This is a genomic window from Streptomyces sp. NPDC090994, from assembly GCF_044768905.1.
GTDB lineage: Bacteria > Actinomycetota > Actinomycetes > Streptomycetales > Streptomycetaceae > Streptomyces.
The window spans coordinates 107,889-124,842 of sequence record NZ_JBIVWS010000021.1; the positions used below are offsets into that span (position 1 = coordinate 107,889).

General features: G+C 71.8%; 17 protein-coding genes and 1 riboswitch. Of the genes, 4 read left to right on the forward strand and 13 right to left on the reverse strand.

What is annotated here, in order from left to right; all coding sequences use genetic code 11:
• Positions 1-33: 33 nt before the first annotated feature.
• From ACIQR3_RS31070 to ACIQR3_RS31080, 3 genes are all read right to left on the reverse strand, one after another.
• A complete protein-coding gene (locus ACIQR3_RS31070) occupies positions 34-1,197 on the reverse strand; it encodes a cysteine desulfurase family protein (RefSeq protein WP_403543956.1) in 1,164 nt (387 codons plus the stop codon).
• A gap of 113 nt (positions 1,198-1,310) precedes the next feature.
• Complete coding sequence (locus ACIQR3_RS31075; RefSeq protein ID WP_403543957.1) at positions 1,311-1,583, reverse strand: DUF4190 domain-containing protein; 273 nt, start codon at positions 1,581-1,583, stop codon at positions 1,311-1,313.
• A 38-nt stretch (positions 1,584-1,621) separates the two neighbouring features.
• Positions 1,622-1,786: a hypothetical protein gene (locus tag ACIQR3_RS31080; RefSeq protein ID WP_215166616.1), complete on the reverse strand. Its 165-nt coding sequence runs from the start codon at positions 1,784-1,786 to the stop codon at positions 1,622-1,624.
• A gap of 116 nt (positions 1,787-1,902) precedes the next feature.
• Between ACIQR3_RS31080 and ACIQR3_RS31085 the strand changes: the two genes are divergently transcribed.
• Positions 1,903-2,529 (forward strand): TetR family transcriptional regulator, encoded by a 627-nt coding sequence (locus tag ACIQR3_RS31085; protein WP_403543958.1) that lies wholly within the window; start codon positions 1,903-1,905, stop codon positions 2,527-2,529.
• Positions 2,530-2,622: 93 nt separating this feature from the next.
• Here ACIQR3_RS31085 and ACIQR3_RS31090 read toward each other — a convergent pair whose 3' ends face one another.
• The 10 genes from ACIQR3_RS31090 to ACIQR3_RS31135 form a co-directional block, all read right to left on the reverse strand.
• On the reverse strand, positions 2,623-3,483 hold the full coding sequence (locus ACIQR3_RS31090; RefSeq protein ID WP_403543959.1) for a thioesterase family protein: 861 nt from the start codon (positions 3,481-3,483) through the stop codon (positions 2,623-2,625).
• A gap of 57 nt (positions 3,484-3,540) precedes the next feature.
• Entirely contained in the window at positions 3,541-4,200 is a 660-nt protein-coding gene (locus tag ACIQR3_RS31095) for a trimeric intracellular cation channel family protein (protein WP_215166612.1), read from the reverse strand.
• Positions 4,201-4,298: 98 nt separating this feature from the next.
• A complete protein-coding gene (locus tag ACIQR3_RS31100; RefSeq protein WP_403543960.1) occupies positions 4,299-5,507 on the reverse strand; it encodes an ABC transporter ATP-binding protein in 1,209 nt (402 codons plus the stop codon).
• Between the two features lie 23 nt (positions 5,508-5,530).
• Positions 5,531-6,628 carry an ABC transporter ATP-binding protein gene (locus ACIQR3_RS31105; protein ID WP_403543961.1) on the reverse strand — a complete coding sequence of 366 codons (1,098 nt, stop codon included), beginning with the start codon at positions 6,626-6,628 and terminating at the stop codon, positions 5,531-5,533.
• The gene (locus ACIQR3_RS31110; protein WP_215166609.1) at positions 6,625-7,623 is read right to left on the reverse strand and encodes an ABC transporter permease; all 999 of its coding nucleotides are present in this window, start codon (positions 7,621-7,623) and stop codon (positions 6,625-6,627) included. The genes ACIQR3_RS31105 and ACIQR3_RS31110 overlap by 4 nt, the downstream gene beginning before the upstream one ends.
• Positions 7,624-7,732: 109 nt before the next feature.
• The gene (locus ACIQR3_RS31115; protein ID WP_403543962.1) at positions 7,733-9,523 is read right to left on the reverse strand and encodes an ABC transporter substrate-binding protein; all 1,791 of its coding nucleotides are present in this window, start codon (positions 9,521-9,523) and stop codon (positions 7,733-7,735) included.
• Between the two features lie 70 nt (positions 9,524-9,593).
• Positions 9,594-10,601 (reverse strand): ABC transporter permease, encoded by a 1,008-nt coding sequence (locus tag ACIQR3_RS31120; RefSeq protein ID WP_215166607.1) that lies wholly within the window; start codon positions 10,599-10,601, stop codon positions 9,594-9,596.
• A 309-nt stretch (positions 10,602-10,910) separates the two neighbouring features.
• A complete protein-coding gene (locus ACIQR3_RS31125) occupies positions 10,911-11,708 on the reverse strand; it encodes an enhanced serine sensitivity protein SseB C-terminal domain-containing protein (RefSeq protein ID WP_403543963.1) in 798 nt (265 codons plus the stop codon).
• Between the two features lie 295 nt (positions 11,709-12,003).
• Positions 12,004-12,771 carry an enhanced serine sensitivity protein SseB gene (locus ACIQR3_RS31130; RefSeq protein WP_403543964.1) on the reverse strand — a complete coding sequence of 256 codons (768 nt, stop codon included), beginning with the start codon at positions 12,769-12,771 and terminating at the stop codon, positions 12,004-12,006.
• A gap of 53 nt (positions 12,772-12,824) precedes the next feature.
• Positions 12,825-13,493: an AAA family ATPase gene (locus ACIQR3_RS31135; protein ID WP_403543965.1), complete on the reverse strand. Its 669-nt coding sequence runs from the start codon at positions 13,491-13,493 to the stop codon at positions 12,825-12,827.
• Positions 13,494-13,672: 179 nt separating this feature from the next.
• A riboswitch (glycine riboswitch) is annotated at positions 13,673-13,767 on the forward strand.
• Positions 13,768-13,934: 167 nt separating this feature from the next.
• Here ACIQR3_RS31135 and gcvT point away from each other — a divergent pair.
• The 3 genes from gcvT to glyA all read left to right on the forward strand — a co-directional run bounded on the left by gcvT (position 13,935) and on the right by glyA (position 16,840).
• The gene (gene gcvT, locus ACIQR3_RS31140; RefSeq protein ID WP_403543966.1) at positions 13,935-15,053 is read left to right on the forward strand and encodes a glycine cleavage system aminomethyltransferase GcvT; all 1,119 of its coding nucleotides are present in this window, start codon (positions 13,935-13,937) and stop codon (positions 15,051-15,053) included.
• A gap of 119 nt (positions 15,054-15,172) precedes the next feature.
• Complete coding sequence (gene gcvH, locus ACIQR3_RS31145) at positions 15,173-15,553, forward strand: glycine cleavage system protein GcvH (RefSeq protein WP_215166602.1); 381 nt, start codon at positions 15,173-15,175, stop codon at positions 15,551-15,553.
• A gap of 12 nt (positions 15,554-15,565) precedes the next feature.
• Positions 15,566-16,840: a serine hydroxymethyltransferase gene (gene glyA, locus ACIQR3_RS31150; RefSeq protein ID WP_403543967.1), complete on the forward strand. Its 1,275-nt coding sequence runs from the start codon at positions 15,566-15,568 to the stop codon at positions 16,838-16,840.
• Positions 16,841-16,954 lie beyond the last annotated feature (114 nt).

Sequence of the window (16,954 nt, forward strand, 5' to 3'; positions counted from 1 at the left end):
AGGCCGCCTGGGTCCCCTGGTCCGCCCGAGGCCCTACGTCAGTCCGGCCGCCCGTGCCCGTTCCACCGCCGGGCCGATCGCCCGGGCGACCGCCTCGACGTCGGCCTCGGTGGAGGTGTGGCCGAGCGAGAAGCGCAGGGTGCCGCGGGCCAGGTCGGGGGCGGTGCCGGTGGCCAGCAGGACGTGGCTGGGCTGGGCGACGCCGGCGGTGCAGGCGGAGCCGGTGGAGCACTCGATGCCCTGGGCGTCGAGGAGGAGGAGCAGGGAGTCGCCTTCGCAGCCCGGGAAGGTGAAGTGGGCGTTGGCGGGCAGCCGGTCCACGGGGTCGCCGCCGAGGATCGCGTCCGGGACCGCCTTGCGCACCGCCTCGACCAGGCTGTCGCGCAGGGCGCCGATCTCGCGGGCGAACCACTCGCGCCGCTCGGCGGCGAGCCGCCCGGCGACCGCGAAGGAGGCGACGGCGGGGACGTCGAGGGTGCCGGAGCGGACGTGGCGTTCCTGGCCGCCGCCGTGCAGCACCGGGACCGGGGTGTGCTCGCGGCCCAGCAGCAGCGCGCCGATGCCGTAAGGGCCGCCGATCTTGTGGCCGGAGACGGTCATCGCGGCCAGCCCGGAGGCGGCGAAGTCGACCGGGAGCTGACCGAACGCCTGCACCGCGTCGGCGTGCAGCGGTACGCCGAACTCGGCGGCGACGTCGGCGAGTTCACGGACCGGCAGCACCGTACCGATCTCGTTGTTGGCCCACATGACGGTGGCCAGGGCCACGTCGGCGGGGTCGCGGGCGATGGCCTCGCGCAGCGCCTCGGGGTGGACGCGGCCGTGCGCGTCGACCGGGAGGTATTCGACGGTGGCGCCCTCGTGCTCGCCGAGCCAGTGCACGGCGTCCAGGACGGCGTGGTGCTCGACGGGGCTGGCCAGGACCCGGGTGCGGGCCGGGTCGGCGTCGCGGCGGGCCCAGTACAGGCCCTTGACGGCGAGGTTGTCGGCCTCGGTGCCGCCGGAGGTGAACACCACCTCGCTGGGGCGGGCGCCCAGGGCCGCGGCGAGGGTCTCCCGGGCCTCCTCGACGGTGCGCCGGGCGCGGCGGCCGGACGCGTGCAGGGAGGAGGCGTTGCCGGTGACGCCGAGGTGCGCGGCGAGTGCCTCGACCGCCTCGGGAAGCATCGGGGTGGTCGCGGCGTGGTCGAGGTAAGCCATGGTGACGCCGATTCTACGGGGCGTCCCCGGCCGGGCTCGGGTCACGGTCGTTCCGCCGGCCGAGCGGGCTCACCGGCAACACCGGACGGCCCGGCCGGCCCGGCCGAGCGGGCTCACAGGCTCCACGAGACGGTCTGGTCGGCCTGGACCAGCGCCGCCAGGACGAGCAGGTCGGCGATGCCCAGGCCGAGGCCCAGCAGCGCCCGGCCGCGGCGGGCCGTGCCGCGCCACAGGGCGGTGCCGGCCAGCGCGATGGCGACCGGCCCCAGGACGACGTTGAGGACCAGCAGGCCGAGCAGGCCCAGGACGAAGGAGGCGACGGCCATGCCGTCCGCGTCCTGGAACCCGGTGCGGCGGGTGGCCGTGGCCGGTGCGGTGAGCCGCATGGTGATCTCCCTCCAGGAGTCGGTGGGGGTCGGTGGGGTCAGTGAGCGGAGGTGCTCCGGCGGCGGTGCCGCTCGCGGAGCGCGAAGACACCGAGCCAGACGGCGATGACGGCGGCGGCGACGGCGGAGAGGCCCAGCGGCGCGTGGGCGACGGTGCCCAGCACGAGGCCGAACAGCAGCAGCGCGGCGACGAGGAACAGCATGAGGTCGACTCCCCCAACATTCGGTGAACGGTTGTAGTAACACTTGTCCACTGAGTTCCCAGTCTAGCGCGCGGGACGACTTTCCAATTCTGGAGAACAGTTGTTAACTACATGGCATGAGTCACACCCTCGGCGTCCGGCAGGCCCAGAAGCAGCGGACCCGGCAGGCGCTGCTGGACGCGGCGCTCGAACTGCTGGAGGAGCAGAGCCTGAGCAGCCTGGGGCTGCGTGAGGTCACCCGCGCCGTGGGCGTGGCGCCGACCGCCTTCTACCGGCACTTCCGCTCCACGGCCGACCTCGGCGTCGCGCTGGTCGAGGAGGCGCTGGGCAGCCTGCACCCGATGATCCGGACGACGCTGTCCCCGGAGGGGGACCGCGAGGAACGCATCGCCCGCGCCGTCGAGCTGATCGCCCGCCATGTGCGCGAGCACCCCTCGCACGTGCGCTTCATCGCCCGCGAACGCCACGGCGGGGTGCAGCCGGTGCGGGAGGCGATACGGGAGCAGCTCGCCCGGTTCGCCGGGGAGGTGAAGGCCGAGCTGGCCACGGACCCGGAGTCGGCGGGCTGGCACGACGACGACCTGCTGATGCTCGCGGGCCTCTACGTCGACCAGATGCTGAGCACCGCCTCCCTCTTCCTGGACGCGGCGCAGGCCCCGGCCGAGGAACACGAACGCGTCCGCCGGCTGGCCTCCCGCCGGCTGCGGCTGATCGGCATCGGCCGGGAGCACTGGACGGACTGAGCCACCGCCGACCGCCCCGCCGGCACCCCCACCGGCCGCCCCGCCGGCGCGCACGGACACGCGACGCGGGCGAGGACGCGCGGCGAGCGCGGATCAGCCGAGCTGCACCCGCGCCAGCTGCCGCGACTGCGCCACCAGCCGGCCCGCGCCGTCCCAGACCTCGGCGTCCTCCTCCAGGAAGCCGCCGGCGAGGTTGCGGGTGGTGACGGACACGCGCAGCGGGCCCGGAGCCGGGCGGCACCGTACGTGGACGGTGAGTTCGACCGTGGGGACCCAGCCGGACAGGCCCATCTCGAAGGCGGTCGGCGGCAGCGCGTCGACCGCGAGGAGCAGGGCGAAGGGGTCGGCGTCGCGGCCGTCGGCGAGCGCGAACCAGGCCCGCATCTCCCCCTTGCCCGAGGGCCGCCCGAGCGCCCAGCCCAGCGTCGCCGGGTCCAGTTTGAGCAGCAGCCGGTCGGCGAAGGCCGAGCCGCCGGAGACCGGCGCGGGTCCGTCCTGGGGGCCGAGGCACTGGTCGAGCGGCGGCATCGCGGGCGGCTCGGCCGAGGTGCGGACGTCGTCGGGCAGGGTGCCCAGGTCGCCGTAGGAGGCGAGGACGCGGATGCGTTCGACCTCGTTGCCCTCCTCGTCGTACTGGAAGAGGGACGCCTGGCCGGTGGAGAGGGTGCGGCCGGTGCGTATGGTCTCGGTGCGGACGAGGGCCGGGCCGGGGCGGGACGCGGTCAGGTAGTGCGCCGAGACGGTGAACGGGTCGGGGTGCGGCAGGGCGTCGGCGAGCGCGCGGCCCAGGACCGCCAGCAGGTAACCGCCGTTCACCACACCGAAGACGGTCCAGTCGGCGGAGAGGTCGAGGGCGTAGACGCCGGGTTCGCGCGGGGTGAGGGCGGTGTCCCGGTCGAACTCGCTGTCACCGAGGGTGGCCCGTGCGGCCGCTGCGGAGGCTGCTTCTGGCATGGCTGCACGCTACAGCAGAAGAATACTAAGCGGTAGCTTTGCATGCCCTGGCGGCAGCTACTCCGCCTCCAGCACCGTCGACCGCCGGTTCCAGGCCCTCGGCGCCCGCCAGTGGAACCGCATCGCGCACAGCCGCAGCACGAACGCGGTGACCACCGCGAGGGTGGTGGTGAGCGGGGTGAGGACGTCGAAGCGGATGCACAGGGCGGCCATCGTGGCGCCGACGGTCGCGGGCACGGCGTACAGGTCGCGGTCCCAGCGCAGCAGGGAGGGCACCTCGTTGGCGAGCACGTCCCGCAGCACGCCGCCGCCGACCGCGGTCGCCAGGCCGAGGCAGGCGGAGGCGGTCAGGCCGAGGCCGTAGTCGTACGCCTTGGTGGTGCCGGCCACGCAGAACAGGCCGAGCCCGGCCGCGTCGAAGACGTTGACGCCGGTCTGGAGGCGCTCGACGTGCGGGTGGAGGAAGAAGACCAGCGCGGTGGCGAGCAGCGGGGTGACGAAGTACCCCAGGTCGGTGAAGGCGGCGGGCGGTACGGCGCCGATCACCAGGTCCCGGAAGAGTCCGCCGCCGAGCGCGGTGACCTCGGCGAGGACGGCGATGCCGAACACGTCGAAGTTCTTGCGGACGGCCAGCAGCGCGCCGGAGATCGCGAAGACGAAGATGCCGATCAGATCGAGCGTGTGCTGGACGGACGGGGTGAACAGTTGCTGGTACACCCGGTCATTCTCACCCGCGGGCGAGCCCCCGCCTTGCGAACGAAGGCGGGGGCTCGCTGGGCAGACCGCGACGGCAACCGTGCGCCACAGCCGGTGGACTACTTCTCCTCGGCGGTCTTGTTCTCCGTCTGCTCTTCCGTCGCCGCCTCGGACGCGACCTCCGCCGCCACCGCCGCCGAGGTCGCCGCCGACGCCGCGAGCGCCTCCTCGGAGACCAGCTCCGCCGCCTCCTTGGCGTCGGAGAGCAGGACGACGTCCTGCGGGGCCTGGTCGGCGAAGTTCTCCGGGTGGTGGCAGGCCACCTGCTGTCCCGGCCGCAGCTCCTTCAGCGGCGGCTCGGTGGTCCTGCACACCTCCGTCGCCTTCCAGCACCGGGTGTGGAAGCGGCAGCCGCTGGGCGGCGAGATCGGCGAGGGCACGTCGCCCTTGAGCAGGATGCGCTCGCTCTGGGCGCCGCGGCGCGCGGGGTCCGGGATCGGGACCGCCGACATCAGCGCCTTGGTGTACGGGTGCATCGGCGTCTTGTAGAGCAGGTCGCGGTCGGCCAGCTCGACGATCTTGCCGAGGTACATCACCGCGATCCGGTCCGAGACGTGCCGGACGACGGAGAGGTCGTGCGCGATGATCACGTACGTCAGGCCCAGCTCCTGCTGGAGGTCGTCGAGCAGGTTGACGACCTGGGCCTGGATGGAGACGTCCAGCGCGGAGACCGGCTCGTCGGCCACGACCAGCTTGGGCTTCAGGGCGAGCGCGCGGGCGATGCCGATGCGCTGGCGCTGGCCGCCGGAGAACTCGTGCGGGTAGCGGTTGTAGTGCTCGGGGCTGAGCCCGACCACCGACAGCAGCCGCTGCACCTCCTTCTTGACGCCGCCCTCGGGCTCGACGCCCTGGAGCTTGAAGGGGGCGCTGACGATGGTGCCGATGGTGTGGCGCGGGTTCAGCGACGAGTACGGGTCCTGGAAGATCATCTGCACATCGCGGCGCAGCGGGCGCATCCCGCCGACCCCGAGGTGGGTGATGTCCTTGCCCTCGAACTCGATCTTGCCCGCGGTCGGTTCCAGCAGCCGGGTGATCAGCCGGCCCATGGTCGACTTGCCGCAGCCGGACTCGCCCACGACGCCGAGGGTCTCACCGGAGCGGACTTCGAAGTCGAGTCCGTCGACCGCGTGCACCGCGCCGACCTGCCGCTGGAGCAGCCCCTTCTTGATCGGGAAGTGCTTCTCCAGCCCGCTCACCTTCAGCAGCACCTCGCCGGGGGCGGCGTCCTTGGTGATCACGGTGCCTTCGCTCTGCGCGGGGATGCTCACCGGTGTGTCCTCTGCCTTGTCACTCACAGCTTCGGCGCAATCTCTTCGGTCCAGATACGCTCCCGCTGCTCCTGCGACATGTGGCAGGCGGCCCAGTGCTTGCTGCCGACCTCGGTCAGCTCGGGCCGGACCGTGCGGGTGATGTCGTCCTTGGGCACGTCGGCGTACGGGCAGCGCGGGTTGAAGGCGCAGCCGGACGGGATGTTGATGAGCGAGGGCGGCGAGCCCTTGACCGGGATCAGCCGCTCCTGCTGCTCGCGGTCGAGCCGCGGCATCGAGCCGAGCAGGCCCCAGGTGTAGGGGTGGCGGGGCTCGTAGAAGACCTTCTCGGCCGGGCCGCGCTCCACGCACCGGCCGCCGTACATCACCAGCAGGTCGTCGGCGAGTTCGGCGACGACGCCCAGGTCGTGGGTGATGATGATGACCGCGGAGCCGAACTCCTTCTGCAGGTCCCGGATCAGGTCCAGGATCTGCGCCTGGACGGTGACGTCCAGGGCGGTGGTCGGCTCGTCGGCGATCAGCAGCTCGGGGTTGTTGACCAGCGACATCGCGATCATCGCGCGCTGGCGCATGCCGCCGGAGAACTCGTGCGGGTAGCTGTCCACCCGCTTGTCGGGCTGCGGGATGCCGACCCGGTCGAGCATCTCCACGGCGCGGCGCCTGGCGGTCTTCTTGTCCACGGGGTGGTGGACGCGGTACGCCTCCACGATCTGCTGGCCGATCGTGTAGTACGGGTGCAGCGCGGACAGCGGGTCCTGGAAGATCATCGCCATCTGGCGGCCGCGCAGCTTGCGCACCTCGTCCGGGTCGGAGGAGAGCAGCTCGGTGCCGTCGAGCCAGATCTCGCCGGACAGCTGCGCCTTGCGCTTGCCGTACTGGCCGGCGGTGTGCAGGCCCATGATGCCCAGCGAGGTGACCGACTTGCCGGAGCCGGACTCGCCGACGATGCCGAGGGTCTTGCCCTTCTCCAGCTGGAAGCTGAGCCCGTCGACGGACTTGACCAGGCCGTCGTCGGTCGGGAAGTGCACCTTCAGGTCGCGTACTTCGAGGAAGGCGGTCGGCGCGGGAGAGGTGCCGGTGGGCTCGCCCACCGCGGCTCCGCTCTTGCTGAGGTCGGTCATGCGAGCCTCACTCGGGGGTCGATCACGGCGTACAGGACGTCCACCACGAGGTTGGCGATGAGCACCGCGAGAGAAGTGATCAGGGTGACGCCCAGGATGACGGGCAGGTCCTGGTTGCGGATGGCGGCCAGCACCGCCTGGCCGAGACCGGGCAGGTTGAACGTGGTCTCGGTGAGGATGGCGCCGCCGATGAGGGCGCCGAGGTCCATGCCCAGCATGGTGAGGATCGGCGTCAGCGTGGAGCGCATGGCGTGCTTGCCGATGACGGTCTGCTCCCGCAGGCCCTTGGCGCGGGCGGTGCGGATGTAGTCCTCGCCGAGGATCTCCAGCATGGTGGCGCGGGTGATCCGGGCGTACATCGCGGCGTAGAGGAACGCCAGGGTGATCCACGGCAGGATGAGGCCGCCGAACCAGCCGGTGAAGCTGTCCGCCAGGGGTACGTACCGGGCGTCGAGCCAGTCGAGCCCGAACGCGAAGACCGCCAGGCTGGCCATGCCGGTGAAGTAGACCGGCAGGGAGACGCCCGCCAGGGCCACGACCATCGCGCCGCGGTCCCAGAAGCTGCCCCGCTTCAGCGCGGAGAGCACACCGGCCGCCAGACCGAAGATCAGCCACAGCACGGCCGCGCCGAGCGCCAGCGCCAGGGTCACCGGGAAGCGGTCGGTCAGCACCGGCCAGATGGCCTGTTCGCTGCGGAAGGAGTACCCGAAGCAGGGGGCGGCGCAGTGGGTGACGTCGCCGCCGCCCGCGTAGGTGCGGCCCACGAAGATGCCCTTGAAGAACTCCCAGACCTGGGAGTAGATCGGGTCGCTCAGGCCCAGCTTCTGCCGCACCGCCTCGACGGCGGCCGGGTCGGCCTGCTTGCCCACGAAGCTCGAGGCGATGTCGACGCCCGCCCACTTGGGGACGAGGAAGAAGATGCCGAAGACCACCAGGATGATGACCACCAGCATCACTGCGGCGGCGAACAGCCGCCTGATGAGGTAAGCGAGCACAGCGTGCGGCCCGCCGCGGTACCGCGGGCCCCGGAGATTGTCCGGGGCCCGCGGTCACGCCGCGCCGGCCTTCACCTGCCTTTCGTGCCGTACGGCGGGTGTTTACCGGTTACTTCGTGGACTTCAGGCCGAGGTTGACGAAGTCGTACATACCGCTGTAGCCGTCGGTGGTGTACACGTTCGCCAGGCGGCTGGAGCGCCAGTTGACGAACTTCTCGAAGACGAAGGGCAGGTAGTACGCGCCCTCCATCACCTTGTGGTTGATCTCCGTGGCGATCTTGGCCTTGCCGGCGTCGTCCAGCGTGTCGACGTAGTCGTCGAACAGGCCGTCGATCTCCTTGTCCTTGATGAGCGCGTAGTTGTTGTTACCGCTCTCCAGGATGTAGTCGCTGTCCCACAGCGGCAGACCGTAGCCCTGGACGGACGGGAAGTCCGGGCCCCAGCCCATGATGATGATGCCGTAGTTCTTCTTCTTGACGTTCGAGGGGCTGCCGATGATGCCGGCGGTCTGCGAGCCGTCGTACTGGTCGATCTCGGCGGTGATGCCGATCTTCTTCAGCGACGCCTGGAGCGACTGGGCGGTGGCCACCTCGACCGGCTTGTTGTTGCGGACCGCGATGGTGGTCTTGAAGCCGTTGGGCTGGCCGCAGGCCTTCAGCGCCGCCTTGGCCTCCTCGACGTTGCCCTTCTTGTTGTCGCCGGCGAGCTTGTACGGGTCGTACTTCTGGCCCTCGGCGCCCGGGACGGACGGCGGCAGCATGTTGGTGCCGATGTCACCGCCGGCGATCGGGCCGCCGCGCGCGGTCTGCAGCGAGACGTGGTCGGCGCCGAGGATGACGGCCTTGCGGCACTCCAGCTTGTCGAACGGCGCCACGCTCTGCGGGAACACCGCGTAGCGGATGTAGCCGGAGACCGGGTTGTCCAGGTTCTCCTTGTACTCCTTCAGCGCCGTGGTACGGCCCTGGGGAGACATGCCGGTCTGGTTGATGTCCAGGTCGATGTCGCCGTTGAGCAGGCGCTGGTCGAGCTGGTTGGCGTCGGAGAAGAACTCGACGGTGATCTTGTCCGGGTAGGCCTTGCGGACCGGGTCGGAGTCCTGCTTCCACTCCGTGTTGCGGACCAGGGTGAGTTCCTTGCCCGGCGTGTAGGACTGGAACTTGTACGGGCCGGAGGAGAACGGGTGCAGGCCGTACTTGGACTTGGTGTCCTTGTCCTGGCGGACCGGGGAGGCGGAGGTGAGCGCCAGCATCTCCTCGAAGTCCGAGTTGGCCTTCGGCAGCTTGAAGACGATGGTCTTGTCGTCCGGCGTCTCGATCGCCTTCAGACCCAGCTTGTCCTTGGACTTGTCCTTGTACGGGCCCTCGTACTCGTCCTTGGGGTCGAGCACCTCCTTGAGGTACGTCGGACCGCCGGACAGCACGTCCTGCGCCCAGACGCGCTCGATGCCGTACTTGACGTCCTGGGACGTGATCGGCTTGCCGTCCTCCCAGGTGATGCCGTCGCGCAGGGTGTACTTGTACGTCTTGCCGTCGTCGGAGACCTCGGCGGTCGAGGTGGCGAGGTCCGGGGTGATCTCGGCGCCCGCCGAACCCGGCTCCGTCTTGTTCGTGACGAGCTGACGGCTGTAGTAGCGGGAGAAGTTCCACATGAAGCCGTAGTAGCCGCGCGTGGTGTCCCAGGAGTCGGCGTCCTGGGCGCCGCCGAACTTCAGCGTGCCGCCCTTCTTGGCCAGCGACGCCTGGGCGACCTTGTTGTTCGCGGCGTCGAAGCCGGCCGCGCCGTTCTTCGATCCCCCGTCGCTGTCACCGCCGCCGCACGCCGCCGTGGTCAGCAGCGCGGCGACCACTGCGGCAGCGGCCAGAGCCTGCTTACGCCGCCCTGAGGTGCGTTGGGTAGTCACGATCTCGGATCCTCCGGATTAGATGAGAGACCCCGTGCAGGTGCCACGGGACGCTTGTGCGTGCGGGTGTTCAGCGGGAGCCCTTCGGGTCCAGCGCGTCACGCACGCCGTCGCCGAAGAGGTTGAAGGCGAGCACGGTGATGAAGATCGCCACGCCGGGGACCACCATGTACATGGGGTCCGACTCGTAGTACTCGATCGCGCTCGACAGCATCTGCCCCCACGATGCCGTGGGCGGCTTGACACCCACGCCCAGGAAGCTGAGGGCCGCCTCGGTGAGGATGTTGGTGGGGATCATCATCGTCGTGTAGACGATGATCGGCGCGACCAGGTTGGGCAGCAGTTCCTTGAACAGGATGTACAGCTGCCCCGCGCCCAGGGAACGGGCGGCCTCGACGTACTCGCGCTCACGCATCGAGAGCGTCTGGCCGCGCACCACGCGTCCGATGTACGGCCAGCCGAAGAAGCCGATGACCAGGATCATCACGAAGACGCGCACGCCGGTTCCGTGCAGGCCCAGCATGTCGTTGGGCATCACCGAGACCAGCGCGATGATGAAGAGCAGCTGCGGGAAGGCCAGCAGGCCGTCCATCACCCGGCTGATGACGGAGTCCACCCAGCCGCCGAAGAAGCCGGCCAGGACACCGAGGACCGTGCCGAGGATGACGGCCACGATGGCGGAGAGGAAACCGACCAGCAGCGAGATGCGGGCGCCGTAGAGGATGCGGGCGAAGATGTCGCGGCCGTTGACCGGCTCGACACCGAGCAGGTGGTCGCCGCTGATCCCGCCGAGCGAGCCCACGGGGGTGCCGAACAGCGGGTCGATCAGGTCCTCGTGGTACTCGTTCGGGTCCTGCCCGAGCAGGCCCGTGATGACCGGCGCGAGCAGCGCGACCACGACGAGGAAGAGCACCACGACGGCGCCCGCGAGGGCGAGCTTGTCCCGCTTCAGGCGTTCCCAGGCGATACGGCCGAGGGACCGGCCCTGTACCGACTTGGCCTCGGCGCCGGCGACCGCCGCCTCCTCGGCAGCGCTCGGGGCCGCTTCGGCGGTCGGCTCGTGCAATGGTGCCGTCATCTGGCAGGGACCCCTCTCAACCGGCGGTAGCCGGCCCGCACTTGCCGCTGTGGCGGCGTGATCAGTCCGTAGTACACAGGGGCGAACACCCCTGGTGCGGGAGTCTTCAACGCATGGGTGATCTGTTGCCAGACTTGGCGGTGAATGGATGCGCAACCGTGATGCTGTCTGAGGGTTTCCGTTATCCGGACGCCGGGTAACACCCTGCGGACATGGAGGAGTTGGGGCACCAGGGACAGAAGGGGACGTTCCCCTTCGCTCTACGCGCGGAGATCGCTCCGCTACTCAGCGGAATCTCATCTTCCGCTGTCAGTACCGGCCGCCTGCCGGAGGGTAGCCGTACCCGCTCGCGGGCGCCTGGGCGGGGGCCGCGTGGGCCTCCCGGTCGTAGAACGGACGGGCATTGGAGCGCAGCCACATGGCGACCGGGTCCAGCGCGTCAGACATCGCCACGGTCGACACCGCCAGCCCGTCCGGCACCGCGCCGACGGACTGCTGCATCATCGCGCGCACCGCGCCGACGGCCGGCGGCGAGGTGTCGTACACGTCGAGGCCGATGGCCAGGTACGGCGCCCCGAGCGCCGGCTGCACCCAGGCGCGGCGCAGCGAGCGGACGACCGGGGTACGGTGGGCGTTCTGCGTCAGCAGGGCGTAGAACTGCGGGGTCTCGATGGCCGGTTCGGACAGCCGCAGGGGGCCGGCGGGCTGGCGGTCCAGGCCGGTGGCGATGCGGCGCAGGTCGAGCCAGGGGATGCCGACGCCGCCGCCGGGGGCGTGCGGGTTGAGCCAGAGGCCGAAGCGGTCGGGGAACAGGGCGCGGGCGACCTCCAGCCCGTCGACCACCTCGTAGGACCGGTTCCAGCCGCTGGCGGACAGCTCCTGGGCGGAGGTGACGCAGGGCGCGTAGCCGTGGCCGTCGACCTCCATGTTCCCGTACTGGGCGTCCGGGGAGCCCGCCTGGCCGTGCCAGAGCAGCATCCAGACCTGGCCGGAATCGGGGGCCGCGAGGGCGCGCAGCAGTGACTCGTAGGCGTCGTAGCGGCCGGGCGTCACCTGGCGCAGCATGTGCTCGACCTGCCCGGCTGCGGCGGTACCGCTCGCGCTCACGTTTTACCGACCCTTCGGGAAGCGTGCGTGGTGGGGTCCAAGCTTAAGTCGCTTCGCGGTTGCCGGGCGCCCTCCAGCTCGGGAGTACTCGTGCCGGGGCAGCCCGGGGGTGCTCGTGCCGGGGCAGCTCGGGGGTGCTCGTACCGGGGCAGCTCGGGGGTGCTCGTGCCGGGGCAGCTCGGGAGTACTCGTGCCGGGGCGGGTGCGGGCGCGTCGCGGCTCGTCGCGCCCACGCGGCGGAGCCGCAGGCCGGTGCGGCCCCGTGCGCCTCAAGGGGCGCTGTGCCGCGCGGGGCTCACAAGTCCCCTTGGTAGAAGGGCCGCACGCGGTCGCGCAGCCAGTCGCAGACCGGGTCCTGGGCGGCCTCCAGGAGGACCAGGTTGACCGGCCACTTGACCGGGACGCGGCCCAGGGCGCGGCCGAGGGCGTCCAGCGGGACGGCGCGGGCGTCGCCCTCCCAGTGGGTGAGTTCGACGCCGACGAACATGACCGGGTCGGCGGTCTCGATGGCGGCCAGGCAGCGGCGGGCGGTACGGACCACGCCGGTCGCGGCGAACTCGGCGGAGGCCGCGGAGAGGAAGTCCACCGGGTCGTCCTGCCAGTCGGGCTCGAACAGCCGGACCCGGCCGCCGCCGGCGGGGCCGTCCAGCGGGCCGCGTCCGGCGCGGCACAGCTCGGCCACGGCGGGCGGCGGCAGCGGGATGCCGACGACCCCGTCCGGGTTGACGGCGATGCCGACCTGCGGGGGCAGTCCGCGGGCGAACTCCACGGCGGGGGCGATGGTGTACGCCATGTGCGCGCCGACGACCTGGCGGAACTGCTCCTCGGAGCTGAACACCGGGACGTACGCCTGGCCCTGGATCTCCAGCGTGGGCAGGTCCAGGGGGCCGCTGTGCGGGCCGCCGCCGTTGGGCAGCGGGACCCAGACGAAGCTGCGGCCGAGGACCTCGACTATCCGGCCGCCGGCGCCCGGCACGCCGAGGGCGGCGGAGAGCACCTCCTCCAGTTCGTTGCCGGGCCATCCGCCGTGCGGGTGAGGGTGCGCCTGCGCCGGGAAGTCCATCTGCTTGCCTACCGCCTGTGGGGAACCGCTGGTGTGGCTGAAAAGGCTACCGGTCAGCCGGTGAAGCCGATCCGGCGCAGGGTGTCGGCCGCCGCGCGGTCGAGCAGGACGGCGGCGCCGCAGCCGGGCGGCAGCTCGCCCCGCTGGGCCGCGCTCAGCAGCCGGCGGGTGGCCGCGCGGTGGCGCAGGAACGCGTACCGGGACACGCCCCGGCCGCGCTCGCGCTGGCCCTGGAGCGCCTGCTCGGCGTCGACGTCGAGCAGCAGCAGGTGCAGGGTGCCGCCGCGCCGCCGGGCCTCGCGGGCCAGCCAGCGGCGCACCCAGGTCTGGGTGCCGCAGTCGTGCACGACGACGCCCTCGCCGGAGCGCAGGGCGCGGCGCAGCCCGGCGTAGTGGGCGATCCGGACGAGGGGGCGGTAGACCGCGTACGGCAGGAAGCGGGGCATGCGCCGCTCCCAGCGGTCGCGGGTGTCCTGCGAGTCGATGCGGGTCCCGCGCACGGTCCGCTCCATCAGCGTGGACTTGCCGCTGCCGGGCAGGCCGGTGACCGCGACGAGGTCCTTCGGGCCGAAGAGCAGGGCGTGCGGGCTGCGGCCCGCCCGGTCCCGCAGGTCGCGGACGACGGGTGCGGGCCGTGCGGCGCACGCCTCCCGGGCCGGGGCCGTGTGCTGCTCGGGCAGCGCGACTCCCGAGGTCGTGGCGTATGCCGTGGTCCTGTTCACCGTGATCGTCCTCCCCTGGGGCGGTTCACGTGTTCCATCCCCGTCGAGTGTAAAGAGAAGGTAATGCCGCGGTCTCGCGATTTCGTTCGCTTCGCGCCACAAGCCGGTCACAAAGGCGGCGCCGGGGGCGGCACCGGGGGCGGTGCTACTGTGGCCGCGCCAACTGCATACCGGCCGTTTGAATCCGCGCGGGAGAGTCCCCGGCCGTCGCCGGGGCGCCGAAGGAGCAAGTTCCTCCCTTGAATCTCTCAGGCCCCGTCACCGCGCGGGCGAGGCACATCTGAAAAGCGGGCCGCCCTCCGGGCGGCCCCACCCAAGGTGCAAGTCCTGACCACGACCGGTACTCCGGTGACAGGCGTGGTCACGGCGAACCTCTCAGGTACCGATGACAGATGGGGAGGGCCTTCCTCGCCCGTGCCGTCCTGCCCTGGGAGACGACCGATGAGCAGTACCCTGCCCCGCCGCACCGCGCTCGACGCGGTGCACCGCGCGCTCGGCGCGACCATGACCGACTTCGCCGGCTGGGACATGCCGCTGCGCTACGGCTCCGAGCGCGACGAGCACACCGCCGTACGCACCCGGGCCGGGCTCTTCGACCTCTCGCACATGGGCGAGATCACGGTCACCGGCCCCCAGGCAGCCGCGCTGCTGGACTTCGCGCTGGTCGGCAGCATCGGCACCGTGCGGCCGGGCCGCGCCCGCTACACCATGATCTGCCGGGCGGACGGCGGCATCCTGGACGACCTGATCGTCTACCGGACGGCCGACGACACGTACCTGGTCGTCGCCAACGCCTCCAACGCCCAGGTGGTGCTGGACGCGCTCACCGAGCGGGCGGCCGGCTTCGACGCCGAGGTCCGTGACGACCGCGACGCCTACGCGCTGCTCGCCGTGCAGGGGCCGGAGTCGGCGGGCATCCTCGCCGCGCTGACCGACGCCGACCTGGACGGGCTGAAGTACTACGCCGGCCTGCCGGGCACCGTCGCCGGCGTGCCCGCCCTGATCGCGCGCACCGGCTACACCGGCGAGGACGGCTTCGAGCTGTTCGTCGCCCCGGACGGCGCGGAGCGGCTGTGGCGGGCGCTGACCGAGGCGGGCGCGTCCGCCGGTCTGGTGCCGTGCGGCCTGTCCTGCCGGGACACGCTCCGCCTGGAGGCGGGCATGCCGCTGTACGGGCACGAGCTGACCACCGCGCTGACGCCCTTCGACGCCGGGCTCGGCCGGGTGGTGAAGTTCGAGAAGGACGGCGACTTCGTGGGCCGCACGGCGCTGGCCGAGGCCGCCTCCCGCGCCCAGGACAGCCCCCCGCGCGTCTTGGTCGGCCTGGTCGCCGAGGGCCGCCGGGTCCCGCGCGCCGGGTACGCGGTGGTCGCCGGCGGCCGGGTGATCGGCGAGGTCACCTCCGGCGCCCCCTCCCCCACGCTGGGCAGGCCGATCGCGATGGCGTACGTCGACGCGGCGCACGCGGCGCCGGGGACGCCCGGGGTCGGCGTGGACATCCGCGGCAGCCACGAGCCGTACGAGGTCGTGGCGCTGCCGTTCTACCGGCGCGAGAAGTAGGCGACCGCGTCAGCGGTCGAGAAGTCCAGAAGTCAGCGACCAGCGCCGGAGGCGAGCACGCCTGCCTTCCGGCATCCCCTCATTCACCGCCACTCCACCACTTACGGGAGAATTCAGCCATGAGCAACAACCCCCAGCAGCTCCGCTACAGCAAGGAGCACGAGTGGCTGTCGGCCGCCGAGGACGGCGTCGCGACGGTCGGCATCACGGAGCACGCGGCCAACGCCCTCGGTGACGTCGTCTTCGTCCAGCTCCCCGAGACCGGTGCCACCGTGACCGCGGGCGAGACCTGCGGCGAGCTGGAGTCGACCAAGTCGGTCTCCGACCTGTACTCCCCCGTCTCCGGCGAGGTCACCGAGGTCAACGAGGACGTCGTCGACGACCCGTCGCTGGTGAACTCCGCGCCCTTCGAGGGCGGCTGGCTGTTCAGGGTGCGCGTCGCCGAGGAGCCGGCCGACCTGCTCTCCGCCGACGAGTACACCGCCTACTCGGCCGGCTGAGGAGCCCTCGCGATGACCCTCCTGAACACCCCGCTGCACGAACTCGACCCCGACGTCGCCGCCGCCGTCGACGCCGAGCTGCGCCGCCAGCAGTCCACCCTGGAGATGATCGCCTCCGAGAACTTCGCGCCGGCCGCGGTGATGGAGGCCCAGGGCTCGGTGCTGACCAACAAGTACGCCGAGGGCTACCCGGGCCGCCGCTACTACGGCGGCTGCGAGCACGTCGACGTCGTCGAGCAGATCGCCGTCGACCGGATCAAGGCCCTGTTCGGCGCCGAGCACGCCAACGTGCAGCCGCACTCCGGCGCCCAGGCCAACGCGGCGGCGATGTCCGCGCTGCTGAAGCCCGGCGACACGATCATGGGCCTGGACCTCGCCCACGGGGGTCACCTGACCCACGGCATGAAGATCAACTTCTCCGGCCGGCTCTACGACGTCGTCCCGTACCACGTGGGCGACGACGGCCTGGTCGACCTGGCCGAGGTGGAGCGCCTCGCCAAGGAGAGGAAGCCGAAGCTGATCGTGGCCGGCTGGTCGGCCTACCCCCGGCAGCTGGACTTCGCCGCGTTCCGCCGGATCGCGGACGAGGTCGGCGCCTACCTGATGGTCGACATGGCGCACTTCGCCGGTCTGGTCGCGGCGGGCCTGCACCCGAACCCGGTGCCGCACGCCCACGTGGTCACCACCACGACCCACAAGACCCTCGGCGGTCCGCGCGGCGGTGTGATCCTCTCCACGGCCGAGCTGGCCAAGAAGATCAACTCGGCGGTCTTCCCCGGTCAGCAGGGCGGCCCGCTGGAGCACGTGATCGCCGCCAAGGCGGTCGCCTTCAAGGTGGCGGCGAGCGAGGAGTTCAAGGAGCGCCAGCGTCGTACGCTGGAAGGCGCCCGCGTCCTCGCCGAGCGCCTGGTGCGGGACGACGCGAAGGCGGCCGGTGTCTCCGTGCTCACCGGCGGCACGGACGTCCACCTGGTCCTGGTCGACCTGCGCGACTCGGAGCTGGACGGCCGGCAGGCCGAGGACCGCCTCCACGAGGTCGGCATCACGGTCAACCGCAACGCCGTCCCGAACGACCCGCGCCCGCCGATGGTGACCTCCGGTCTGCGCATCGGCACTCCGGCCCTGGCCACCCGCGGCTTCACCGCCGAGGACTTCGCCGAGGTCGCGGACGTGATCGCCGAGGCGCTGAAGCCGTCCTGCGACGTCCAGGCGCTGAGGGCCCGGGTCACGGCCCTGGCCGACAAGCACCCGCTGTACGCCGGATTGAACACCGGGCCGGACAAGTAGCCCGGACCGCCGGTACCCCGGGGGGGGGGGGCCCCCCCCCCCCCCCCCCCCCCCCCCCCCCCCCCCCCCCCCCCCCCCCCCCCACCCCCCCCCCCCCCCGCGCCCCCCCCCCCC